This window comes from Photobacterium kagoshimensis (assembly GCF_050337045.1).
In the GTDB taxonomy this organism is placed as follows: Bacteria; Pseudomonadota; Gammaproteobacteria; order Enterobacterales; family Vibrionaceae; genus Photobacterium; species Photobacterium kagoshimensis.
On record NZ_JAKJSO010000009.1, the window covers coordinates 1 to 17,777 of the forward strand.

At 45.0% G+C, this 17,777-nt stretch carries 15 protein-coding genes and 8 tRNA genes; 7 read left to right on the top strand and 16 right to left on the bottom strand.

The window, feature by feature from the left end; translation table 11 throughout:
- Positions 1–124: 124 nt before the first annotated feature.
- The 14 genes from L4C35_RS03340 to lolB form a co-directional block, all read right to left on the bottom strand.
- Positions 125–209 (bottom strand) — tRNA-Leu (locus L4C35_RS03340).
- 45 nt (positions 210–254) lie between these two features.
- Positions 255–331 (bottom strand) — tRNA-Met (locus tag L4C35_RS03345).
- A gap of 86 nt (positions 332–417) precedes the next feature.
- A tRNA-Gln gene (locus tag L4C35_RS03350) sits at positions 418–492 on the bottom strand.
- Between the two features lie 86 nt (positions 493–578).
- A tRNA-Leu gene (locus L4C35_RS03355) sits at positions 579–663 on the bottom strand.
- A gap of 46 nt (positions 664–709) precedes the next feature.
- A tRNA-Met gene (locus L4C35_RS03360) sits at positions 710–786 on the bottom strand.
- Between the two features lie 86 nt (positions 787–872).
- Positions 873–947, bottom strand: a tRNA-Gln gene (locus L4C35_RS03365).
- An 87-nt stretch (positions 948–1,034) separates the two neighbouring features.
- A tRNA-Leu gene (locus L4C35_RS03370) sits at positions 1,035–1,119 on the bottom strand.
- Between the two features lie 45 nt (positions 1,120–1,164).
- Positions 1,165–1,241 (bottom strand) — tRNA-Met (locus tag L4C35_RS03375).
- Positions 1,219–1,497, bottom strand: a complete 279-nt coding sequence (locus tag L4C35_RS03380) for a hypothetical protein (RefSeq protein WP_428461561.1) — start codon at positions 1,495–1,497, stop codon at positions 1,219–1,221. Before L4C35_RS03380 ends, L4C35_RS03375 begins: the two co-directional genes overlap by 23 nt.
- A gap of 51 nt (positions 1,498–1,548) precedes the next feature.
- The gene (ychF, locus tag L4C35_RS03385) at positions 1,549–2,640 is read right to left on the bottom strand and encodes a redox-regulated ATPase YchF (protein WP_428461562.1); all 1,092 of its coding nucleotides are present in this window, start codon (positions 2,638–2,640) and stop codon (positions 1,549–1,551) included.
- Between the two features lie 104 nt (positions 2,641–2,744).
- Positions 2,745–3,335: an aminoacyl-tRNA hydrolase gene (gene pth / locus L4C35_RS03390; RefSeq protein ID WP_428461563.1), complete on the bottom strand. Its 591-nt coding sequence runs from the start codon at positions 3,333–3,335 to the stop codon at positions 2,745–2,747.
- 159 nt (positions 3,336–3,494) lie between these two features.
- Positions 3,495–4,442 carry a ribose-phosphate pyrophosphokinase gene (locus L4C35_RS03395; RefSeq protein ID WP_048900985.1) on the bottom strand — a complete coding sequence of 316 codons (948 nt, stop codon included), beginning with the start codon at positions 4,440–4,442 and terminating at the stop codon, positions 3,495–3,497.
- A gap of 33 nt (positions 4,443–4,475) precedes the next feature.
- Positions 4,476–5,351, bottom strand: a complete 876-nt coding sequence (gene ispE, locus L4C35_RS03400) for a 4-(cytidine 5'-diphospho)-2-C-methyl-D-erythritol kinase (RefSeq protein ID WP_428461564.1) — start codon at positions 5,349–5,351, stop codon at positions 4,476–4,478.
- A gap of 3 nt (positions 5,352–5,354) precedes the next feature.
- The gene (gene lolB / locus L4C35_RS03405; RefSeq protein WP_428461565.1) at positions 5,355–5,975 is read right to left on the bottom strand and encodes a lipoprotein insertase outer membrane protein LolB; all 621 of its coding nucleotides are present in this window, start codon (positions 5,973–5,975) and stop codon (positions 5,355–5,357) included.
- 306 nt (positions 5,976–6,281) lie between these two features.
- On the opposite strand from lolB, the gene hemA reads away from it, so the two are divergent.
- The 7 genes from hemA (at position 6,282) to L4C35_RS03440 (ending at position 13,200) form a co-directional block, all read left to right on the top strand.
- Positions 6,282–7,559, top strand: coding sequence for a glutamyl-tRNA reductase (hemA, locus tag L4C35_RS03410; RefSeq protein ID WP_428461566.1), 1,278 nt, complete (start codon positions 6,282–6,284; stop codon positions 7,557–7,559).
- Between the two features lie 87 nt (positions 7,560–7,646).
- A complete protein-coding gene (gene prfA / locus L4C35_RS03415; RefSeq protein ID WP_428461567.1) occupies positions 7,647–8,735 on the top strand; it encodes a peptide chain release factor 1 in 1,089 nt (362 codons plus the stop codon).
- On the top strand, positions 8,735–9,583 hold the full coding sequence (gene prmC, locus L4C35_RS03420) for a peptide chain release factor N(5)-glutamine methyltransferase (RefSeq protein ID WP_428461568.1): 849 nt from the start codon (positions 8,735–8,737) through the stop codon (positions 9,581–9,583). The genes prfA and prmC overlap by 1 nt, the downstream gene beginning before the upstream one ends.
- Before the next feature lie 12 nt (positions 9,584–9,595).
- Positions 9,596–9,976 (top strand): SirB2 family protein, encoded by a 381-nt coding sequence (locus L4C35_RS03425; RefSeq protein ID WP_428461569.1) that lies wholly within the window; start codon positions 9,596–9,598, stop codon positions 9,974–9,976.
- Positions 9,977–10,011: 35 nt separating this feature from the next.
- On the top strand, positions 10,012–10,788 hold the full coding sequence (locus L4C35_RS03430; protein ID WP_428461943.1) for a SirB1 family protein: 777 nt from the start codon (positions 10,012–10,014) through the stop codon (positions 10,786–10,788).
- Between the two features lie 15 nt (positions 10,789–10,803).
- A complete protein-coding gene (kdsA, locus tag L4C35_RS03435; RefSeq protein WP_428461570.1) occupies positions 10,804–11,658 on the top strand; it encodes a 3-deoxy-8-phosphooctulonate synthase in 855 nt (284 codons plus the stop codon).
- A 288-nt stretch (positions 11,659–11,946) separates the two neighbouring features.
- Complete coding sequence (locus L4C35_RS03440) at positions 11,947–13,200, top strand: aromatic amino acid transport family protein (RefSeq protein ID WP_428461571.1); 1,254 nt, start codon at positions 11,947–11,949, stop codon at positions 13,198–13,200.
- A 108-nt stretch (positions 13,201–13,308) separates the two neighbouring features.
- Here the strand turns inward: L4C35_RS03440 and L4C35_RS03445 are convergent, their stop codons facing one another.
- Both L4C35_RS03445 and L4C35_RS03450 read right to left on the bottom strand, forming a co-directional pair.
- Complete coding sequence (locus L4C35_RS03445; RefSeq protein ID WP_428461572.1) at positions 13,309–15,192, bottom strand: methyl-accepting chemotaxis protein; 1,884 nt, start codon at positions 15,190–15,192, stop codon at positions 13,309–13,311.
- Positions 15,193–15,588: 396 nt separating this feature from the next.
- Positions 15,589–17,472, bottom strand: a complete 1,884-nt coding sequence (locus L4C35_RS03450) for a methyl-accepting chemotaxis protein (protein WP_428461573.1) — start codon at positions 17,470–17,472, stop codon at positions 15,589–15,591.
- Positions 17,473–17,777: the final 305 nt, after the last annotated feature.

Here is a 17,777-nt window from a genome sequence, read left to right on the forward strand (position 1 = left end):
ATCAAAAGCCGCTGCCTTACCGCTTGGCGATAGCCCTACAGTGTTACTAGCGGTTACTTCAATAAGAGTAACGAAGCAACTTGCCTAAATTCTTGTTTAGGCCCTCTTAACCGAGTTAAGAGAATGGTGCGGACGGAGAGACTTGAACTCTCACACCTCTCGGCGCCAGAACCTAAATCTGGTGCGTCTACCAATTCCGCCACGTCCGCATCTGGTAAAGTTTTACATCTTTCGATGATTTCTCAAAAGAGAAATGGTGGCTACGACGGGATTCGAACCTGTGACCCCATCATTATGAGTGATGTGCTCTAACCAACTGAGCTACGTAGCCATGTTGTTCTACTCAATGAGTAGGTATTTGATCATGCCGCTTAGTATACAAAGAAAGWCTCTGAATATAAGCCACATAATAAAATGTGGCAGGGCTACCTGGATTCGAACCAGGGGATGGCGGCATCAAAAGCCGCTGCCTTACCGCTTGGCGATAGCCCTACAGTGTTACTAGCGATTACTTCAAATAAGTAACGAAGCAACTTGCCTAAATTCTTGTTTAGGCMCTCTTAACCGAGTTAAGAGAATGGTGCGGACGGAGAGACTTGAACTCTCACACCTCTCGGCGCCAGAACCTAAATCTGGTGCGTCTACCAATTCCGCCACGTCCGCATCTGGTAAAATTTTACATCTTTCGATGATTTCTCTAAAAGAGAAATGGTGGCTACGACGGGATTCGAACCTGTGACCCCATCATTATGAGTGATGTGCTCTAACCAACTGAGCTACGTAGCCATGTTGTTCTACTCAATGAGTAGGTATTTGATCATGCCGCTTAGTATACAAAGAAARWCTCTGAATATAAGCCACATAATAAAATGTGGCAGGGCTACCTGGATTCGAACCAGGGGATGGCGGCATCAAAAGCCGCTGCCTTACCGCTTGGCGATAGCCCTACAGTGTTACTAGCGGTTACTTCAATAAGAGTAACGAAGCAACTTGCCTAAATTCTTGTTTAGGCCCTCTTAACCGAGTTAAGAGAATGGTGCGGACGGAGAGACTTGAACTCTCACACCTCTCGGCGCCAGAACCTAAATCTGGTGCGTCTACCAATTCCGCCACGTCCGCATCTGGTAAAATTTTACATCTTTCGATGATTTCTCAAAAGAGAAATGGTGGCTACGACGGGATTCGAACCTGTGACCCCATCATTATGAGTGATGTGCTCTAACCAGCTGAGCTACGTAGCCATAATGGTTCTTCGAATTTCGCTGTCAGATGACTGACCGCTAACTCGGGAACGGGGCGCATTATGCTCATACCAGCGAAAAGCGTCAACAGTTTTTTTGAAAATCTCAATAAAATCGCATTGTTCGATGGATATTTGGGCGAAATGAATGATTGGCGCACGAAGCCAGCTTTTTTAAGCAGGTAAACACTTGCTTTGTCTGGGTTATCAGATGAAGTTAGTGATAAACGGCAGGCAAAAAATAAGCCAGCAATCATGCTGGCTTATAAAACTTTATGCATCAAAATGCGCTTTTAACGGATTTTGATTTATACGTTGAAGCGGAAGTGAACCACATCGCCATCTTTAACGATGTAATCTTTACCTTCTAGACGCCATTTACCTGCTTCTTTTGCACCGCTTTCACCTTTGAACTCGATGAATGCGTCGTAACCGACAACTTCAGCGCGGATAAAGCCTTTTTCGAAGTCAGTGTGGATCTTACCTGCTGCTTGTGGCGCAGTTGCACCTACAGGGATAGTCCAAGCACGTACTTCTTTAACGCCTGCGGTAAAGTAAGTTTGTAGCGTCAGTAGTTCGTAGCCTGAACGGATCACGCGGTTAAGGCCAGGTTCTTCGATCCCCATGTCTGCTAGGAACTCTTCACGATCTGCATCGTCAAGTTCAGCAATTTCAGATTCGATAGCGGCACAAACAGGAACAACAACTGCATTTTCTTTCGCAGCGTATTCAATAACCATGTCTAGGAATTCGTTATCTTCGAAACCGTCTTCGCTCACGTTGGCGATGTACATAGTTGGTTTGATTGTTAGGAAGTGAAGGTAATCAATCGCTGCTAGTTCTTCTTTTGCTAGTTCGATTGAACGTACCATGCCGCCTTCAGTTAGTGTAGGCAGTAATTTTTCAAGTACAGTGATTTCGAATTTAGCATCTTTATCACCGCCTTTCGCGCGCTTAGCTTGACGCTGAATCGCACGTTCACAAGTATCAAGGTCAGCCAGAGCAAGCTCTAGGTTGATCACTTCGATATCGTCTAGCGGGTTAATCTTACCTGCAACGTGAACAATGTTGTCGTTTTCAAAACAACGAACAACGTGGCCGATAGCATCAGTTTCACGGATGTTAGCTAGGAATTTGTTACCAAGGCCTTCACCTTTAGATGCGCCAGCGACTAGGCCCGCGATATCTACAAATTCCATCGTTGTTGGTAAAACACGCTCAGGATTTACAATTTCAGCTAGCGCGTCAAGACGTAGATCTGGCACAGGTACGACACCAGTGTTTGGCTCGATAGTACAGAACGGGAAGTTCGCTGCTTCGATACCAGCTTTAGTTAAAGCGTTAAATAGTGTTGATTTACCAACGTTAGGAAGACCAACGATGCCGCATTTAAAACCCATGGTATTAAACCCTTTTGGTGATTACTTAGTGCCACGTTTACTGTTGATAAAACGCAACGTGGCAAACATTACTAATAAAAAATCATAAACAGAGTGAAAAACGTTTACTCTGCTTTGAATGAATGTAGTCGGTTCTGTGCTTTATTGAGCCCATCTTTAAGTAAGATGTCCATGCAGCGTACGGCCTCATCGGCTGCCGCATCAATGCACTCTTGCTCTTTAGCTGGCGCTTTACCTAGAACAAAATTGGCGACTTTATTCTTGTCGCCAGGATGGCCTATGCCAACACGTAAGCGATAGAAATCTTTGTTGTTGCCCATTTTACTGATGATGTCACGCAGACCATTATGCCCACCGTGCCCACCGCCTTTCTTGAATTTCGCTACTCCAGGCGGGAGATCGAGCTCGTCATGCGCCACTAGAATTTCTTCCGGTTTAATTTGGTAGAAATTAGCCAGTGCTGCCACGGATTTACCTGACAGGTTCATGAATGTTGTTGGGATCAACAAGCGGAGATCTTGGCCATTTGCCATGATCCGGCCAGTCAGACCGTAGTATTTTGATTCTTCTCGTAAGCTGATGTTATGAACACGCGCTAACTCTTCGACGACCCATGCGCCGGCATTGTGGCGAGTTCTAGCATACTCAGGGCCCGGATTTGCCAGGCCAACTAGTAGACGAATTTGGTTACTCACGCTTGATTTCTCTCGTCTTAGGCTGAAAACGCGCGCTATGTTATACCAAACGAGGAAAGATTGATACGGATCGCGGTTATTGCCCGATAAGGTTGTTATAGCCCTAAAAGCAAAACGCCCCGCAAAAGCGAGGCGTTTGTCAGTTCCTGCTTCGCTCGATTAGTGTTCGAACATTGCTGAAATTGATTCTTCGTTGCTAATGCGACGAATAGCTTCCGCTAACATACCAGAAAGTGTCAGAACAGATACGCGACCTGTGTCTTTGATTTCTTGAGATAGAGGAATTGAGTCAGTCACGATAACTTCGTCGATAACTGATTCACGGATGTTTTGAACAGCCGTACCAGAGAATACTGGGTGAGTTGCGTAAGCGAATACACGCTTAGCGCCGCGCTCTTTCAGTGCTTCTGCTGCTTTACATAGCGTACCGCCAGTATCGATCATGTCATCAACGATGATGCAGTCACGACCTTCAACGTCACCGATCAGGTGCATAACCTGAGAAACGTTCGCACGAGGGCGGCGTTTGTCGATGATAGCGATGTCAGTATCGTCTAGTAGTTTAGCGATAGCACGTGCACGCACAACGCCACCGATGTCTGGAGATACAACGACTGGATCTTCCAGTTTCTTCGCCAGGATGTCTTCAAGTAGCACAGGGCTACCGAATACGTTATCAACTGGAACATCGAAGAAGCCTTGGATTTGCTCAGCGTGCAGGTCAACAGTCAGAACGCGGTCAACACCAACGTTAGAAAGGAAATCAGCAACGACTTTTGCAGTAATAGGCACACGAGCAGAACGGACGCGGCGGTCTTGGCGAGCATAACCGAAGTAAGGGATAACAGCGGTAATACGGCCTGCAGATGCACGACGAAGTGCATCGATCATTACAACTAACTCCATTAGGTTGTCGTTAGTTGGTGCACAAGTTGATTGAATAATAAATACGTCGCTACCGCGAACGTTTTCATTAATCTGAACACATACTTCACCATCAGAAAAACGGTTAACAGTCGCATCTCCAAGAGAGATGTATAGACGGTCAGCAATGCGTTGGGCTAGTTCTGGTGTAGCGTTACCAGCAAACAGCTTCATATCAGGCACGGTGGAAACCTCAGGGTTGCGTCCAAGTTGTAGTTACTGACCATCCGAAGAAAGTGTGCTCAAGGCTGTCAATAAGGGAGATGTGTTGACACCTTTTGCGACAAATCCGTGGAGCCAGTTAGGTAATTTGTCCAGTGTTGCAATGGCCTCGCGATGAGTGCTAAATTCAGCAAACACACATGCGCCAGTGCCAGTCAATCTTGACGGCGCATATTCTAACAGCCAAGAAAGCGCCTTATCAACCTCAGGGTGCAGTCTTCTTACTATTTTTTCGCAATCGTTTTCGTAAGTCCCTGCTAATAGTGCGTTCAAGCTACGTTTTTCCGTATCGCGTGTTAAATCAGAATGGGTGAAAATATCGACGGTTGCGATGCTAACGTCTGGTTTTGCGACTAAATACCATTTTTCTTGTGGCTGCGCAGGCTGTAATTGTTCACCGACACCTTCAGCAAAAGCACTCACTCCACGGACAAAAACGGGTACATCTGCACCTAGGGCTAAACCTATCTCTGCCAGTTGCTCGACGTCTAGCTTTGTTTGCCATAAATAGTTGAGTGCAACCAAGGTGGTTGCTGCATCAGATGAGCCGCCACCTAAGCCGCCACCCATAGGTAAAATTTTATCGATATGAATATCGGCACCTGCTTTAATGCCAGCGGCTTTACGTAGGGCATCGGCTGCGCGGTAAATCAGGTTATCTTCTGTTGGTACACCTTCAATAGTCGGGGTAATGGTGATGTCATTACTATTATTGGCGGTGATGGTAAGCGTATCGCTGTGATCCAAAAATTGAAATAAGGTTTGTAGGTCATGGTAGCCGTTAGGTCGGCGACCTGTGATGTATAAGAATAGGTTGAGTTTTGCAGGCGCAGGCCAGCAAGTGGTTTGGGTGAGTACTGGGCTATTCATAACTTATTTCAAAGACCAAGAGTGAATGATAAGGGTGATACGCTGTTCGCCTTGGGTCAGCAGCATTTTTTTAGGGAGTATAGGTTGGGTACTGTAGTCGTACTCATCAAACGTCATTTCCCACGTTTGATTACCCACGGTTTTCGCTAAATAGCTGACCAGGTTTTGTTCATTAAGTTGGTAGGTATCGGCCGCTGTTGGTAGGCCAATTAACCAATCTCGCATTTGTTCAATAGGAAGGTTAATGCCCGTGAGTTGTTGTACTAACGCAGCAGCATTCGGTCCTTGATGACGGCGACCATTGTTGTCGATGAGTGTGGCGCCCGATTCAGTCGCATCGAGTTTCAGTAGCGTGCTACCAAGAAAGTTAGTGAGTAGCAGGTGATCTTTTTGCGGGGCGGTTTTCCATACTAGGTTGGCGCCAAAGCGAAGATCGGGCCCTTTATAGCCCAATTTACCTTTTGCTTGGTAGTGGCTGAGCTGCTCTAGAGCATATTGGTGGGTTTGCCAATTGGTTGATTGAATCGGTGCTTGTTGGGCACAACCTGCCAATAAAATCAGCATTAAGGCACTGCAAAGCAGGCGATAACGGTGTTTAAACCGTGATGGCATGGATAAATTCATGGCGAATAGCTCATTCGTTAGTTTGGGCAAACAATAGCGGTAAATGAACGATAAGCCAAATAAAAGCCGTGGTGATAAAATGAAAATCTGTAACAGAAGCACAAGCTTAGCATTGGCTTAATAAGCAATTTCATGCGGTTCCATTTATGATGTTTATTGTCGATGAGTGGATAAAATAGCATCTGAAAAGCGACAAATGTGCACTCTATGATGAATGATTCCGCCTGTTTCCTTTTATTACGGTGGGTCATCAAGTAAAATCCCGCCCTAGATCTTTTCATTTGGCGAAGTTGGTACACCGTCTCCATGACCTTGCTTGCATTAGGCATCAATCACAATACTGCGACTGTAGATTTGCGTGAAAAAGTGGCTTTTTCTCCTGATAAGCTAACAGCCGCCCTACATGAGCTAGGCACACACCCTGACGTGAATAGTGGCGTTATCATCTCTACGTGCAATCGCACGGAGCTGTATTGCGACGTCACTCAGGCGGGGCCAGGTGTGCTTATTGATTGGTTAAGCCAATTTCATCAGTTGTCTGCTGATGAGCTCATGCCAAGCCTTTATTTCCATGAAGAACAAGCCGCAGTACGCCATCTAATGCGTGTTGCTTGCGGCCTAGATTCATTGGTATTAGGTGAACCGCAAATTTTAGGTCAGGTTAAACAAGCCTACTCAGATGCAGGTGAACACCAAGCGGTGCACGGCATGCTTGAGAAGCTGTTTCATAAAACCTTTACCGTAGCAAAACGAGTTCGTACAGAAACGGATATTGGCGGTAATGCCGTATCGGTTGCTTTTGCTGCTTGCACTTTAGCGAAACAGATTTTTGAGTCGATGTCAGAAGCGACGGTTTTACTGGTAGGTGCCGGTGAAACCATTGAGCTTGTGGCGCGCCACTTGGTTGAACAAGGGTGTAATAACCTGATTGTTGCTAACCGAACTAAAGAACGCGCGGCGGGGTTATCGAAAGAATTTGGTGCCGAGGTGATCGGTTTACCGGATATTCCTGATCATCTTCACCGTGCGGATATTGTTATTAGTTCAACAGCCAGCCCGTTACCCATTGTGGGCAAAGGGATGGTAGAAAAAGCGATCAAAGCACGTCGTCATCAGCCTATGCTATTAGTAGATATCGCGGTACCGCGTGATATCGAGCAAGAAGTGGGTGATCTGAACGATGTGTATCTCTACACGGTGGACGATTTACAAAGTATTGTGAATAAAAACCGTGAACAGCGTAAAGTGGCAGCGATTCAGGCAGAAGCCATTGTCAGTGAAGAAAGTGCCGCTTTTATGAGTTGGTTACGCTCGCTGGAAGCTGTTGATAGTATTCGTCAATATCGTTGCCATGCTGATGAAATTAAGCAAGATTTGTTGAGCCGCAGTTTACAGTTACTGGCTAATGGCGGTGATCCTGAAAAGGTATTAACCGAGTTAAGTAACAAGCTCACCAATAAGTTGATTCATGCCCCAACACGCGCTATGCAGCAAGCCGCTCACCATGGTGAACCGGAAAAGCTGGCCGTTATTCGTGAAAGCCTAGGGTTAGATTCGCAGAATCTAAGCGCCAAAAGTAAATAGCGACGTCCTATTCGAGGCGGTAAGTTAAGCATCTTAAGAAGAGATGCTGCTTATCGCCATAAACAGAACATTGATTTGTAGTGAATTATGAAACCGTCCATTTTAGTTAAATTAGAAACTTTGGTTGAGCGTTACGAAGAGGTTCAACATCTTCTTGGTGACCCAGGTGTTTTGGCTGACCAAAATAAGTTCCGTGCGTTATCACGTGAGTATTCGCAGCTAGAAGAAGTGACCAAAGCCTTCCAAGCATATCAGCAAGCGAAAGAAGACTTAGAAGCAGCTGAAGAAATGGCTCAAGAAGACGATCCTGAAATGCGTGAAATGGCGCAAGAAGAAGTGAAAGACGCGAAAGCGAACATCATTCGTCTGGAAGATGAGCTGCAAGTGCTATTGATCCCGAAAGATCCGAATGATGATCACAACTGTTTTGTTGAAATTCGTGCCGGTGCAGGTGGTGATGAAGCGGGTATCTTCGCGGGTGACTTGTTCCGTATGTACAGCAAGTTCGCAGAGCGTCAAGGCTGGCGCATCGAAGTGATCAATGAAAACCGTTCTGAGCAAGGCGGTTACAAAGAGATGATCGCGAAAGTAAACGGCGAAGGTGCTTACGGTATCTTAAAATTTGAATCTGGTGGTCACCGAGTACAGCGTGTACCTGCGACAGAATCACAGGGTCGTGTGCATACATCGGCTTGTACCGTTGCGGTAATGGCTGAGATCCCAGAAGCGGAGCTTCCTGAGATCAAAGCGGCAGATTTGAAAATTGATACATTCCGTGCATCAGGCGCGGGTGGTCAGCACGTTAACACCACCGATTCTGCCATTCGTATTACGCACTTACCAACAGGCACTGTTGTGGAGTGTCAGGATGAGCGTTCACAGCACAAAAACAAAGCTAAAGCGATGGCTGTACTGGCTGCGCGTATCATCAAAGCGGAAGAAGAACGTCGTCACGAAGCAGAAGCAAGCACGCGTCGTAACCTGCTAGGTTCGGGTGACCGTTCAGACCGTATCCGTACATACAACTACCCACAGGGTCGTGTATCGGATCACCGTATTACGCTGACTCTTTACCGCCTAAACGAAGTTATGGAAGGTGATTTAGATAGCTTGATTCAACCAGTATTGGTTGAGCACCAAGCGGATCAGCTTGCAGCTATGGCTGAACAAAACTAATGGCGCTGTCGATTGACGCTTTGCTTAAGCAAACTACAGCGCAATTGACCGATGCGGGCTCTGATAGCCCGCATATTGATGCTGCGGTACTGCTTTGCCATGTTCTCGATAAACCACGCAGTTATTTACTGACATGGCCCGAGAAAACCTTAGATGAGCAGCAGCAAATTGCGTTTGATGCTTTAATTGCGCGCCGTCTTGATGGCGAACCTGTGGCTTATATTGTGGGTGAGCGTGAGTTTTGGTCGCTGCCACTAAAAGTGGCACCACATACTTTGATCCCTCGTCCTGATACCGAGCGCTTAGTTGAATTGGCGTTGGATAAAATGCCAACTCAGCCATGTCGCGTGTTGGATTTAGGGACAGGTACTGGTGCAATTGCGTTAGCGCTGGCATCTGAACGTGCTGATGCGTCTGTGGTTGGTATTGATCTTCGTCCTGAAACCGCGCAACTCGCGACTGAAAACGGCCAGCGTTTAGGTATCACCAATGCTGCGTTTGTATCGGGCAGCTGGTATAGCCCATTAACGGCAGATGATCAGTTTGCAGTGATTGCGAGTAACCCGCCTTATATCGACGATCAAGACCCGCATTTGTCACAAGGCGATGTTCGCTTTGAACCGTTAACGGCACTGGTTGCGCCTGATAATGGCCTCGCGGATATTCGTATTATCAGTGAGCAAGGGCGCCAGCACTTACAAAGCGGTGGTTGGTTGTTGATGGAGCATGGCTTCGAGCAAGGCTTCGCCGTTCGTCAAATTTTACAGGATTTGGGGTACACCCAAGTAGAAACCGCTCAAGATTACGCAGGGTTAGATCGTGTAACGCTTGGGTGTTGGCAAGGATAGAGAGACAAAACTATGTATGCAGCTGCTAAACACCTTCACATGGTGGCCATTGTTTTAAGCGTATTGTTATTCACAATTCGCTATTGCTTGATGATGGCAAATTCAACGCTAAATGAGAAAAAATTCTTAAAAATAGCCCCACATGTGGTTGATACCATTTTGCTTTTATCGGGTGTCGCGCTGATCTTTATTACGGGCTTCATACCATTTACCGAAGCGGGTAGCTGGTTAACACAAAAACTAAGCTGTGTATTGGCGTACATTGCGCTGGGCTTCTTTACGCTGAAATACGGTAAGAACAAAGTCTTTAAAACGTTTGCTTACTTTGGTGCATTAGGTTGGCTGGTTGCTGCCGCTAACATCGCGATGACCAAAACATCATTTTTAGGGTGATTAACGTGAACTTTAGCCATGAAGAATTAGAGCAAATGCCGCTTGTTGAAGGGGCATTAGCCATGACAGCCTTAACGGATCCTGCCTTTCCGAAAGGCTGGGTACAAATCCAACTCGAGCGTATGGCAAAAGAAGCTGAGCACGCGCTGATGGACGAACCTAACCCACATGTACGATTGGATGGATTAATCCGCTTATTCTATCGTGAATGGGGCTTTGAAGGGGACGAGCAGCAATACTTTTCGTCTGACAATATCTACTTAGATAAAGTGTTAGATCGTAAGCGTGGTATTCCTGTTAGCTTAGGCGCTATATTTCTTTATTTGGCCAATCACCTTGATTTACCCGTCAGCAGTGTGGGTTTTCCGACCCAGTTTATTTTGAAAGTGACTTGGTACCAAGGTGAAGTTCAATACATCAACCCGTTTGATGGTGAGTTTTTAAGCATGCGTACGTTACGCGGTTGGCTTAAAGGAGCAAAAGGCCCATTTGCGCAAATTGGCGATGCTGACTTAGCGAATGCAACCAACAGCGACATTATTAAGCGTTGGTTAACGGTCATGAAAAGTGCATTGTTACGTGAAGAACAATATACCGACGCATTGCGCTGTAGCGATCTGGCGTTGAAATTGCAGCCTGATGACCCGCATGAAATTCGTGATCGCGGCTACATCTATCAAAAACTGGATTGTAGCCATGTTGCAGCCTCTGATTACAGCTATTTTATAGAACAATGCCCTGAAGATCCTGCAGCTGAGCTATTGAAGTTGCAAGTCGCAGCCCTGAACGAAGAGCCGCTGACCCTTCACTAATAAAGAGAAAAGATAATGATGGAACAGAAAGTAGTTCGCGTTGGCGATCTTGATGTAGCAAATGATAAGCCGTTTGTATTATTTGGTGGTATGAACGTGCTTGAGTCTCGCGACTTAGCGATGAAGATCTGTGAACATTACGTTGAGGTGACAGATAAGCTTGGCATCCCTTATGTGTTTAAGGCGTCTTTCGATAAAGCTAACCGTTCATCTGTACATTCATACCGTGGCCCTGGTATGGAAGAAGGCCTGAAGATTTTCCAAGAGCTAAAAGATACTTTTGGCGTAAAGATCATTACGGATATCCACGAGCATCACCAAGCGCAGCCTGTTGCTGACGTGGTTGATGTTATTCAGCTTCCAGCTTTCCTAGCACGTCAAACTGATTTGGTTCAGACCATGGCGAAAACAGGCGCTGTGATTAATGTGAAAAAACCACAGTTCATGAGCCCTGGCCAAGTGGGTAACATCACTGAGAAATTTGCAGAGTGCGGTAACGAAAACATCATTCTTTGTGAGCGTGGTGTACTGCACGGTTACGATAACTTAGTGGTTGATATGCTTGGTTTTGATGTAATGAAAAAAGCATCAAAAGGCAGCCCTATCATCTTTGATGTTACGCACTCACTACAGTGTCGTGATCCACTAGGCGCTGCTTCTGGCGGTCGTCGTGAGCAAACCGTCGATCTTGCGCGCTGTGGTCTTGCTGCAGGTATTGCCGGTCTATTTATGGAAGCGCACCCAACACCTGATCAGGCACTTTGTGATGGACCATCGGCCTTCCCATTAGATAAGCTAGAACCTTTCTTGAAGCAAATGAAGCAACTTGATGATCTGGTTAAATCGTTCGAACCGATCGAAATTAACTGATCACCAGTGCGTTAGTATTACTAACAGCTAGTGGAAAGCCCCAGTAAGTTCGCTTACTGGGGCTTTTTTGTTCAGTAATAAAAAAATGAAAATTAGAAAAATTTGGTGAATAACTCTGCTGTGAAAGGCTCTTCCAGGTAAATAGATTATTCATCGCTTTTATAGTGGGGTATGTAACTATATATTTCATGGTTATGGAGCGAGATGTTTGTCGTTCGCGTTGTGAGAATTAAATGCCAAGTCGATATACTTCGGTCAGATTTTAATTCCGCAGAAGTAGGTTGTAACGTGTCATTATCTCAAGATATACCAGTAAGCAATGAAGGCGTGTCCAGTTCTTCATGGAGTAAACACGATACAAGTTGGATGCTAAGCCTGTTTGGTACCGCTGTGGGGGCGGGTATTCTCTTCTTGCCTATCAACATAGGTGCTGGTGGTTTCTGGCCTTTGGTATTAATGGCGTTACTGGCTTTCCCGATGACCTATTTCGCCCACCGTGGCTTAGCCCGTTTCGTGCTATCTTCACGTAATGATAAAGCCGATTTTACCGATGTGGTGGAAGAGCATTTTGGTCGTTCTGCGGGTAAGGTGATCTCGGTACTGTATTTCTTATCTATTTTTCCGATCTTGTTGATTTACGGTGTGGGCTTAACCAATACCGTTGATAGTTTTATTGTCAATCAGCTTGGCTTTGTATCGCCATCGCGTATCGTGCTTTCTGGCCTATTAGTCTTGGGCATGATCACTATTATGCTGGCAGGTGAGAAAGTGATGCTCAAAGCATTTGAGGTGATTGTTTACCCGTTAGCCGCTATTTTATTTGGCCTATCGTTATACATGATCCCGAATTGGCACTTACCGACTATGAGCGCTATGCCAAGTGTGGGTGAGTTCTCACTGACAGTGTGGCTTTCCGTTCCTGTGACTGTTTTTGCTTTTAGTCATGCTGCCGCGATCTCTAGTTTTGCTCAAGCGCAGCGTCGTCACTATGCACACGCAGCCAATGATAAAGCGGAGCATATTTTAAAACGTACCTCAATCATGCTGATTGGCTTTGTGCTGTTTTTCGTTTTTTCATGCGTATTAAGTTTAAGCCCTGCGCAGTTGCTAGAAGCGAAGGCGCAGAATGTCTCTGTGCTGTCTTACCTTGCGAATATTCATGACAACCCATTTATCGTTCTACTAGGCCCTGTTATTGCATTTATCGCGATTTCATCGTCTTTCCTTGGTCATTTCTTAGGGGCTCGTGAAAGCTTTAACGGTTTAGTGCGTAAACACTCTCGCTTGTCGCCAAAAGCAACTGATAAGGTAGGAATTGTTTTTATGATGCTGAGTATTTGGGGCGCAGCGGTAATGAACCCAAGCATTCTCGGTATGATGGAAGCCTTCTCTGGCCCTGTTATTGCGATGATTTTGTTTATTATGCCTGTTATTGCGGTTTACAAAGTGGAATCATTACGTCGTTATCGTGGCAAGGTGAGTAACCACTTTATTTTGGTGGTAGGGATATTAGCGGTATCGGCAATTTTATTTAATTTTTAAGCTAAGGCCCCCCTTGTTCCATACAAGAAAGTGGGTGCGGACAGAAAGCGAAAAAGAAAAGGGTGTCACTGAATCAGTGACACCCTTTTTTATACCAACTGGGCTGTATTACAGTTTAAATTGGTTTATTTCTTGCTGTAGCTGATGTGACAGTGAAGATAGCTCTGCTGCTTGACGTGCCGCTTCATCGGCTTCTAAGGCTAATTCATCAGACACATCGCGAATACCTTGGGTATTGCGGGTGATTTCTTCTGTTACAGAAGATTGCTCTTCCGCTGCTGAGGCAATTTGGGTGGCCATATCGCTAATATTGGTGACTGCAGTATTAATCTGCGACAAGCTTGCCGAAGCTGAATTTGCGTCATCAACCGAGGTTTCAGCTAAGTGACGACTGTTTTCCATAATGCCCACAGCGCGGCCTGTTGTTTGCTGTAGGGTTTCAATCATTTGTTGGATCTCTTGGGTTGAAGCGTGAGTACGTTGGCTCAGGACACGCACTTCATCAGCCACAACGGCAAAGCCACGACCTTGCTCACCCGCACGGGCTGCTTCAATCGCAGCATTCAGAGCGAGTAAGTTGGTTTGCTCAGCAATGCCCTGAATTGTGGAAAGAATGGTATTGATGCTTTGCGCGTGTGTGTTTAGCTCGCCAATCACACCGGTTGCTGTTTCAACTTCGCCTGCAAGGCTAGAGATTGAATGCTGGCTCTGAGTCACTTGTTCTGAGCCGTGCTCAGCCACACTCACTGTTTCACCAGAGGTTTGTGCAGTGTTATCTGCATTGCCTGCGATTTCTTGTGTTGCTGCTGCCATTTCGTTAATCGCAGTGGCAACCATATTGATTTCGTCTTGTTGGTGCTGAATACGCGTACTGCGTTCTTCTGCTTGTGACGCCGTTGTTTGTGCTTGCTGGCCTAATGAATCAGACACATCGCGTAAGCGCATCACCATTTGATGCATGTTACCGACAAAGCGATTAAAGTTATGTGCCAGCATACCAATTTCATCTTCGCTACGAGGTTCTAGGCGTTGTGTTAAATCACCTTCACCCGATGCAATTTCAGCTAACGCATCCGAAACACGTACGAGATCGCGGAACAAGAAGTTCACTAGCCAAGCAACAATCGCAACCACAATGATCGTAATAACAATCGAAGTGATGAACAGCTGGCTCATCAGGCTGCGCATGCTAGCTTCTTCAGTTGCTTGATCCATTTCGATACCTAGGATCCAGTCGGTATTTGGAATAGCAGTAAAATAAACTAGCTTATCAACACCTTTGATTTTCATCTCTTCAATCTGCTCTGAACGCATTTGCGTTTCGATTGCAGATAGTGAGAAAGCGCTACTGTAGCGGTTAATCGGTTGAAGCAATAAAGATTTATTAGGGTGAGCTAAGAAAGTGCCATCTTGCTTATTAATTAGCATTGCATAAGCATTTTTGCCTACATCAAGATTAATAACATCTTCAATCAGTTGATCGATCAAGACGTCGGCACCCACAATACCTTGTAATTGACCATTTTTACGAACAGGTTCAGCAATAGTTACTAATAGTGCATTGGTGATGGCATCTTGATAGGCGGTAGTAATAATTTGTTTGCCAGCACTGTTTGCATCTTTGTACCAAGGGCGAGTACGTGGATCGTAGTCCGCTCGGTTACGCTCAGGGTGAGAGCGGTACATATTACCTTGTGGGGTACCTAAGAAGATATCGTCAAAGCCACCTGCATTTCGAGCTTGTTTTAGAAAGGGCACGACATCAGGTTGATCTGCGTGATCGTTAAATGCGCTCGCGATATCACGGCGAATGTTCACCCAATCTTTGATCCCATCCGTTGCTGCGGTTGATAGGCTATTTACACGAGAATAAACACCGCTACGAGTTTGATTGTTGAGTTGGTTTGCTGCCAGCCAAGTTAAGGCTGTTGCCATTAGTACAACAGCCGAAAGGCTGGCACCAATGAGTTTTTGTTTTAATGTTAATGTCATTATTTACATCACTGTAATATTTAGGAACTGTTTGGGAGCCTAAGTTTATAAACATAGTTTTTAATATGCACGGGGATTTAATTAATTTATTAATATTTTTATTTATTATAAATGATCCGTGTTTTTTATGACGCGCAATATTAATAATGCGTCAAGAAATACGCGTTATCGTGGAAAGATTACGCGTTCAATGTAAATCAAGTTGCATTTGATGGGTTGTCAAAATGGAGGGTGGTGTTTTATAAAATGAGCACTATGGTCTTATCTTATATATTCAGTCTAGGTTTTTTGATGATTTAAATAATTGCATTATGACCACTGGTATTTGACTGATCGCGGCGGCATAACCTTCTTATAAAAAGGCGGCAGACTATAGTGAAATAGTCTGCCGACAGGTTATAGTTTAAAGCGGTTTATCTCTTGCTGTAATTCGTGTGATAGCTGAGACAATTCAGCGGCTTGTCGAGCTGCTTCATCGGCTTCTAGTGCGAGTTCATCAGAAACATCACGGATACCTTGGGTATTGCGAGTGATCTCTTCTGTTACCGATGATTGCTCTTCCGCAGCTGAAGCAATTTGCGTTGCCATATCACTGATATTCGTGACGGCATTATTAATCTGCGCGAGGCTGGCAGAGGCTGAATTTGCATCATCAACTGAAGTTTCGGCTAGATGGCGGCTGTTTTCCATAATGCCCACAGCGCGGCCAGTGGTTTGCTGCAATGTCTCGATCATTTGCTGAATTTCTTGCGTTGAAGCGTGAGTACGTTGGCTGAGTACACGGACTTCATCGGCAACAACCGCAAAACCACGGCCTTGTTCACCTGCACGGGCAGCTTCAATGGCGGCGTTCAGCGCGAGTAGGTTGGTTTGCTCTGCAATCCCTTGAATGGTCGACAAGATGGTATTGATGCTTTGAGCATGAGTATTGAGTTCACCTATAACGCCAGTCGCGGTTTCGACTTCGCCCGCTAGACTTGAAATTGAGTGTTGGCTTTGGGTGACTTGCTCTGAGCCATGCTCAGCGGCACTGACCGTTTCACCGGATGTTTGCGCCGTATTATCTGCATTACCCGCGATCTCTTGAGTCGCTGCCGCCATTTCGTTAATGGCGGTTGCCACCATATTGATTTCGTCTTGTTGGTGTTGAATGCGTGTACTACGCTCTTCAGCTTGCGAAGCCGTTGTTTGTGCCTGCTGACCTAATGAATCCGACACATCGCGAAGGCGCATCACCATTTGATGCATGTTACCAACGAAGCGGTTGAAGTTTAGGGCGAGTTGACCCACTTCATCATCTGAGCGAGGTTCAAGGCGTTGAGTCAGATCGCCTTCGCCTGACGCTATTTCTGCTAATGCTGCTGAAACACAATCAAGATCGCGGAAGAAGAAGTTGACTAAGAAAGTAACTGCTGTAACGACAGCTAAAGTAATAATAACTGAAACCATGATAAGTTGACGAAGAAGATTTGTTAAACTTGCCTCTTCTGTTGCTTTATCCATTTCAACACCCAAGATCCAGTTGGTATTTGGAACTTGAATGAAATAAATTAACTTATCATGACCATCGATATTAATTAACTCAATTGATTTGTCACTCATTGATTTTTCAATGCTCGACAAGTTGAATTCATTATTATATTGACTGATTGGCTTTAATAATAAATCTTTATTTGGATGCGCTAAGAATGTGCCATCACGCTTATCAAGCAGCATGGCATAAGCATTTTTACCTGCATCTAAACTTATAACATCATTAATCAATTGATTAATTAAAACATCAGAACCAATAACACCGGCTAGGCTACCATTATTATATACGGGGGTTGTGATTGTCACCATCAAAGCATTACTCATGGCGTCACGGTAGGCCGGTGTAATAATTTGCTTACCCGCAGCGGCTGCCGCCTTGTACCACGGGCGTTCACGCGGGTCGTAGGCACTATAATTTCGGCCTGCTATAGAACCAAAAACGTCGCCATTACTTGCACCAAAGTAGATGTCTTCAAAGCCACCCGCCTGTTTTGCTTGTTGTAAAAATGGGGTTGGATTTACGTCATGAATAAAAGGGGTGAAGGCTTTAGTAATATCGCCTCGAATACTGACCCACTCACTGATGGTGCTAGTAGCAGCATTCGTTAAGCTGTGAGCTCGGGAAACAACGCCATTACGCGTTTCATTATATAACTGCTCAGCGGCTAACCAAGTTAATGCTGTCGCCATAATTATAACAGCAGCTAAACTTGCACCGATGAACTTCTGTTTTAAAGATAGCTTCATAGTGTTTTTTATTAATATATGTTGAGGTGGTTGGATTTTAGCTGGGATTTTATAGCGATGCACGAAATTGTTTTAATTTATTATTAAATAAATAAAGTTAGAGAAAAAGATGTTTTATATAACGATAAATATTTTTAATTAAAGCATGTTCCACTATAAAAATTCGGCGAATATCCATAGTGGAATATGATGAAGTAATAAAAAGCCATTAAAATTAACGGCTTAATAAACTTATAAATTAATCCGCAGTATGATGATACATTATTTGATTTATATGTGGCTGGATGCTTATGGGTGTATTAAAT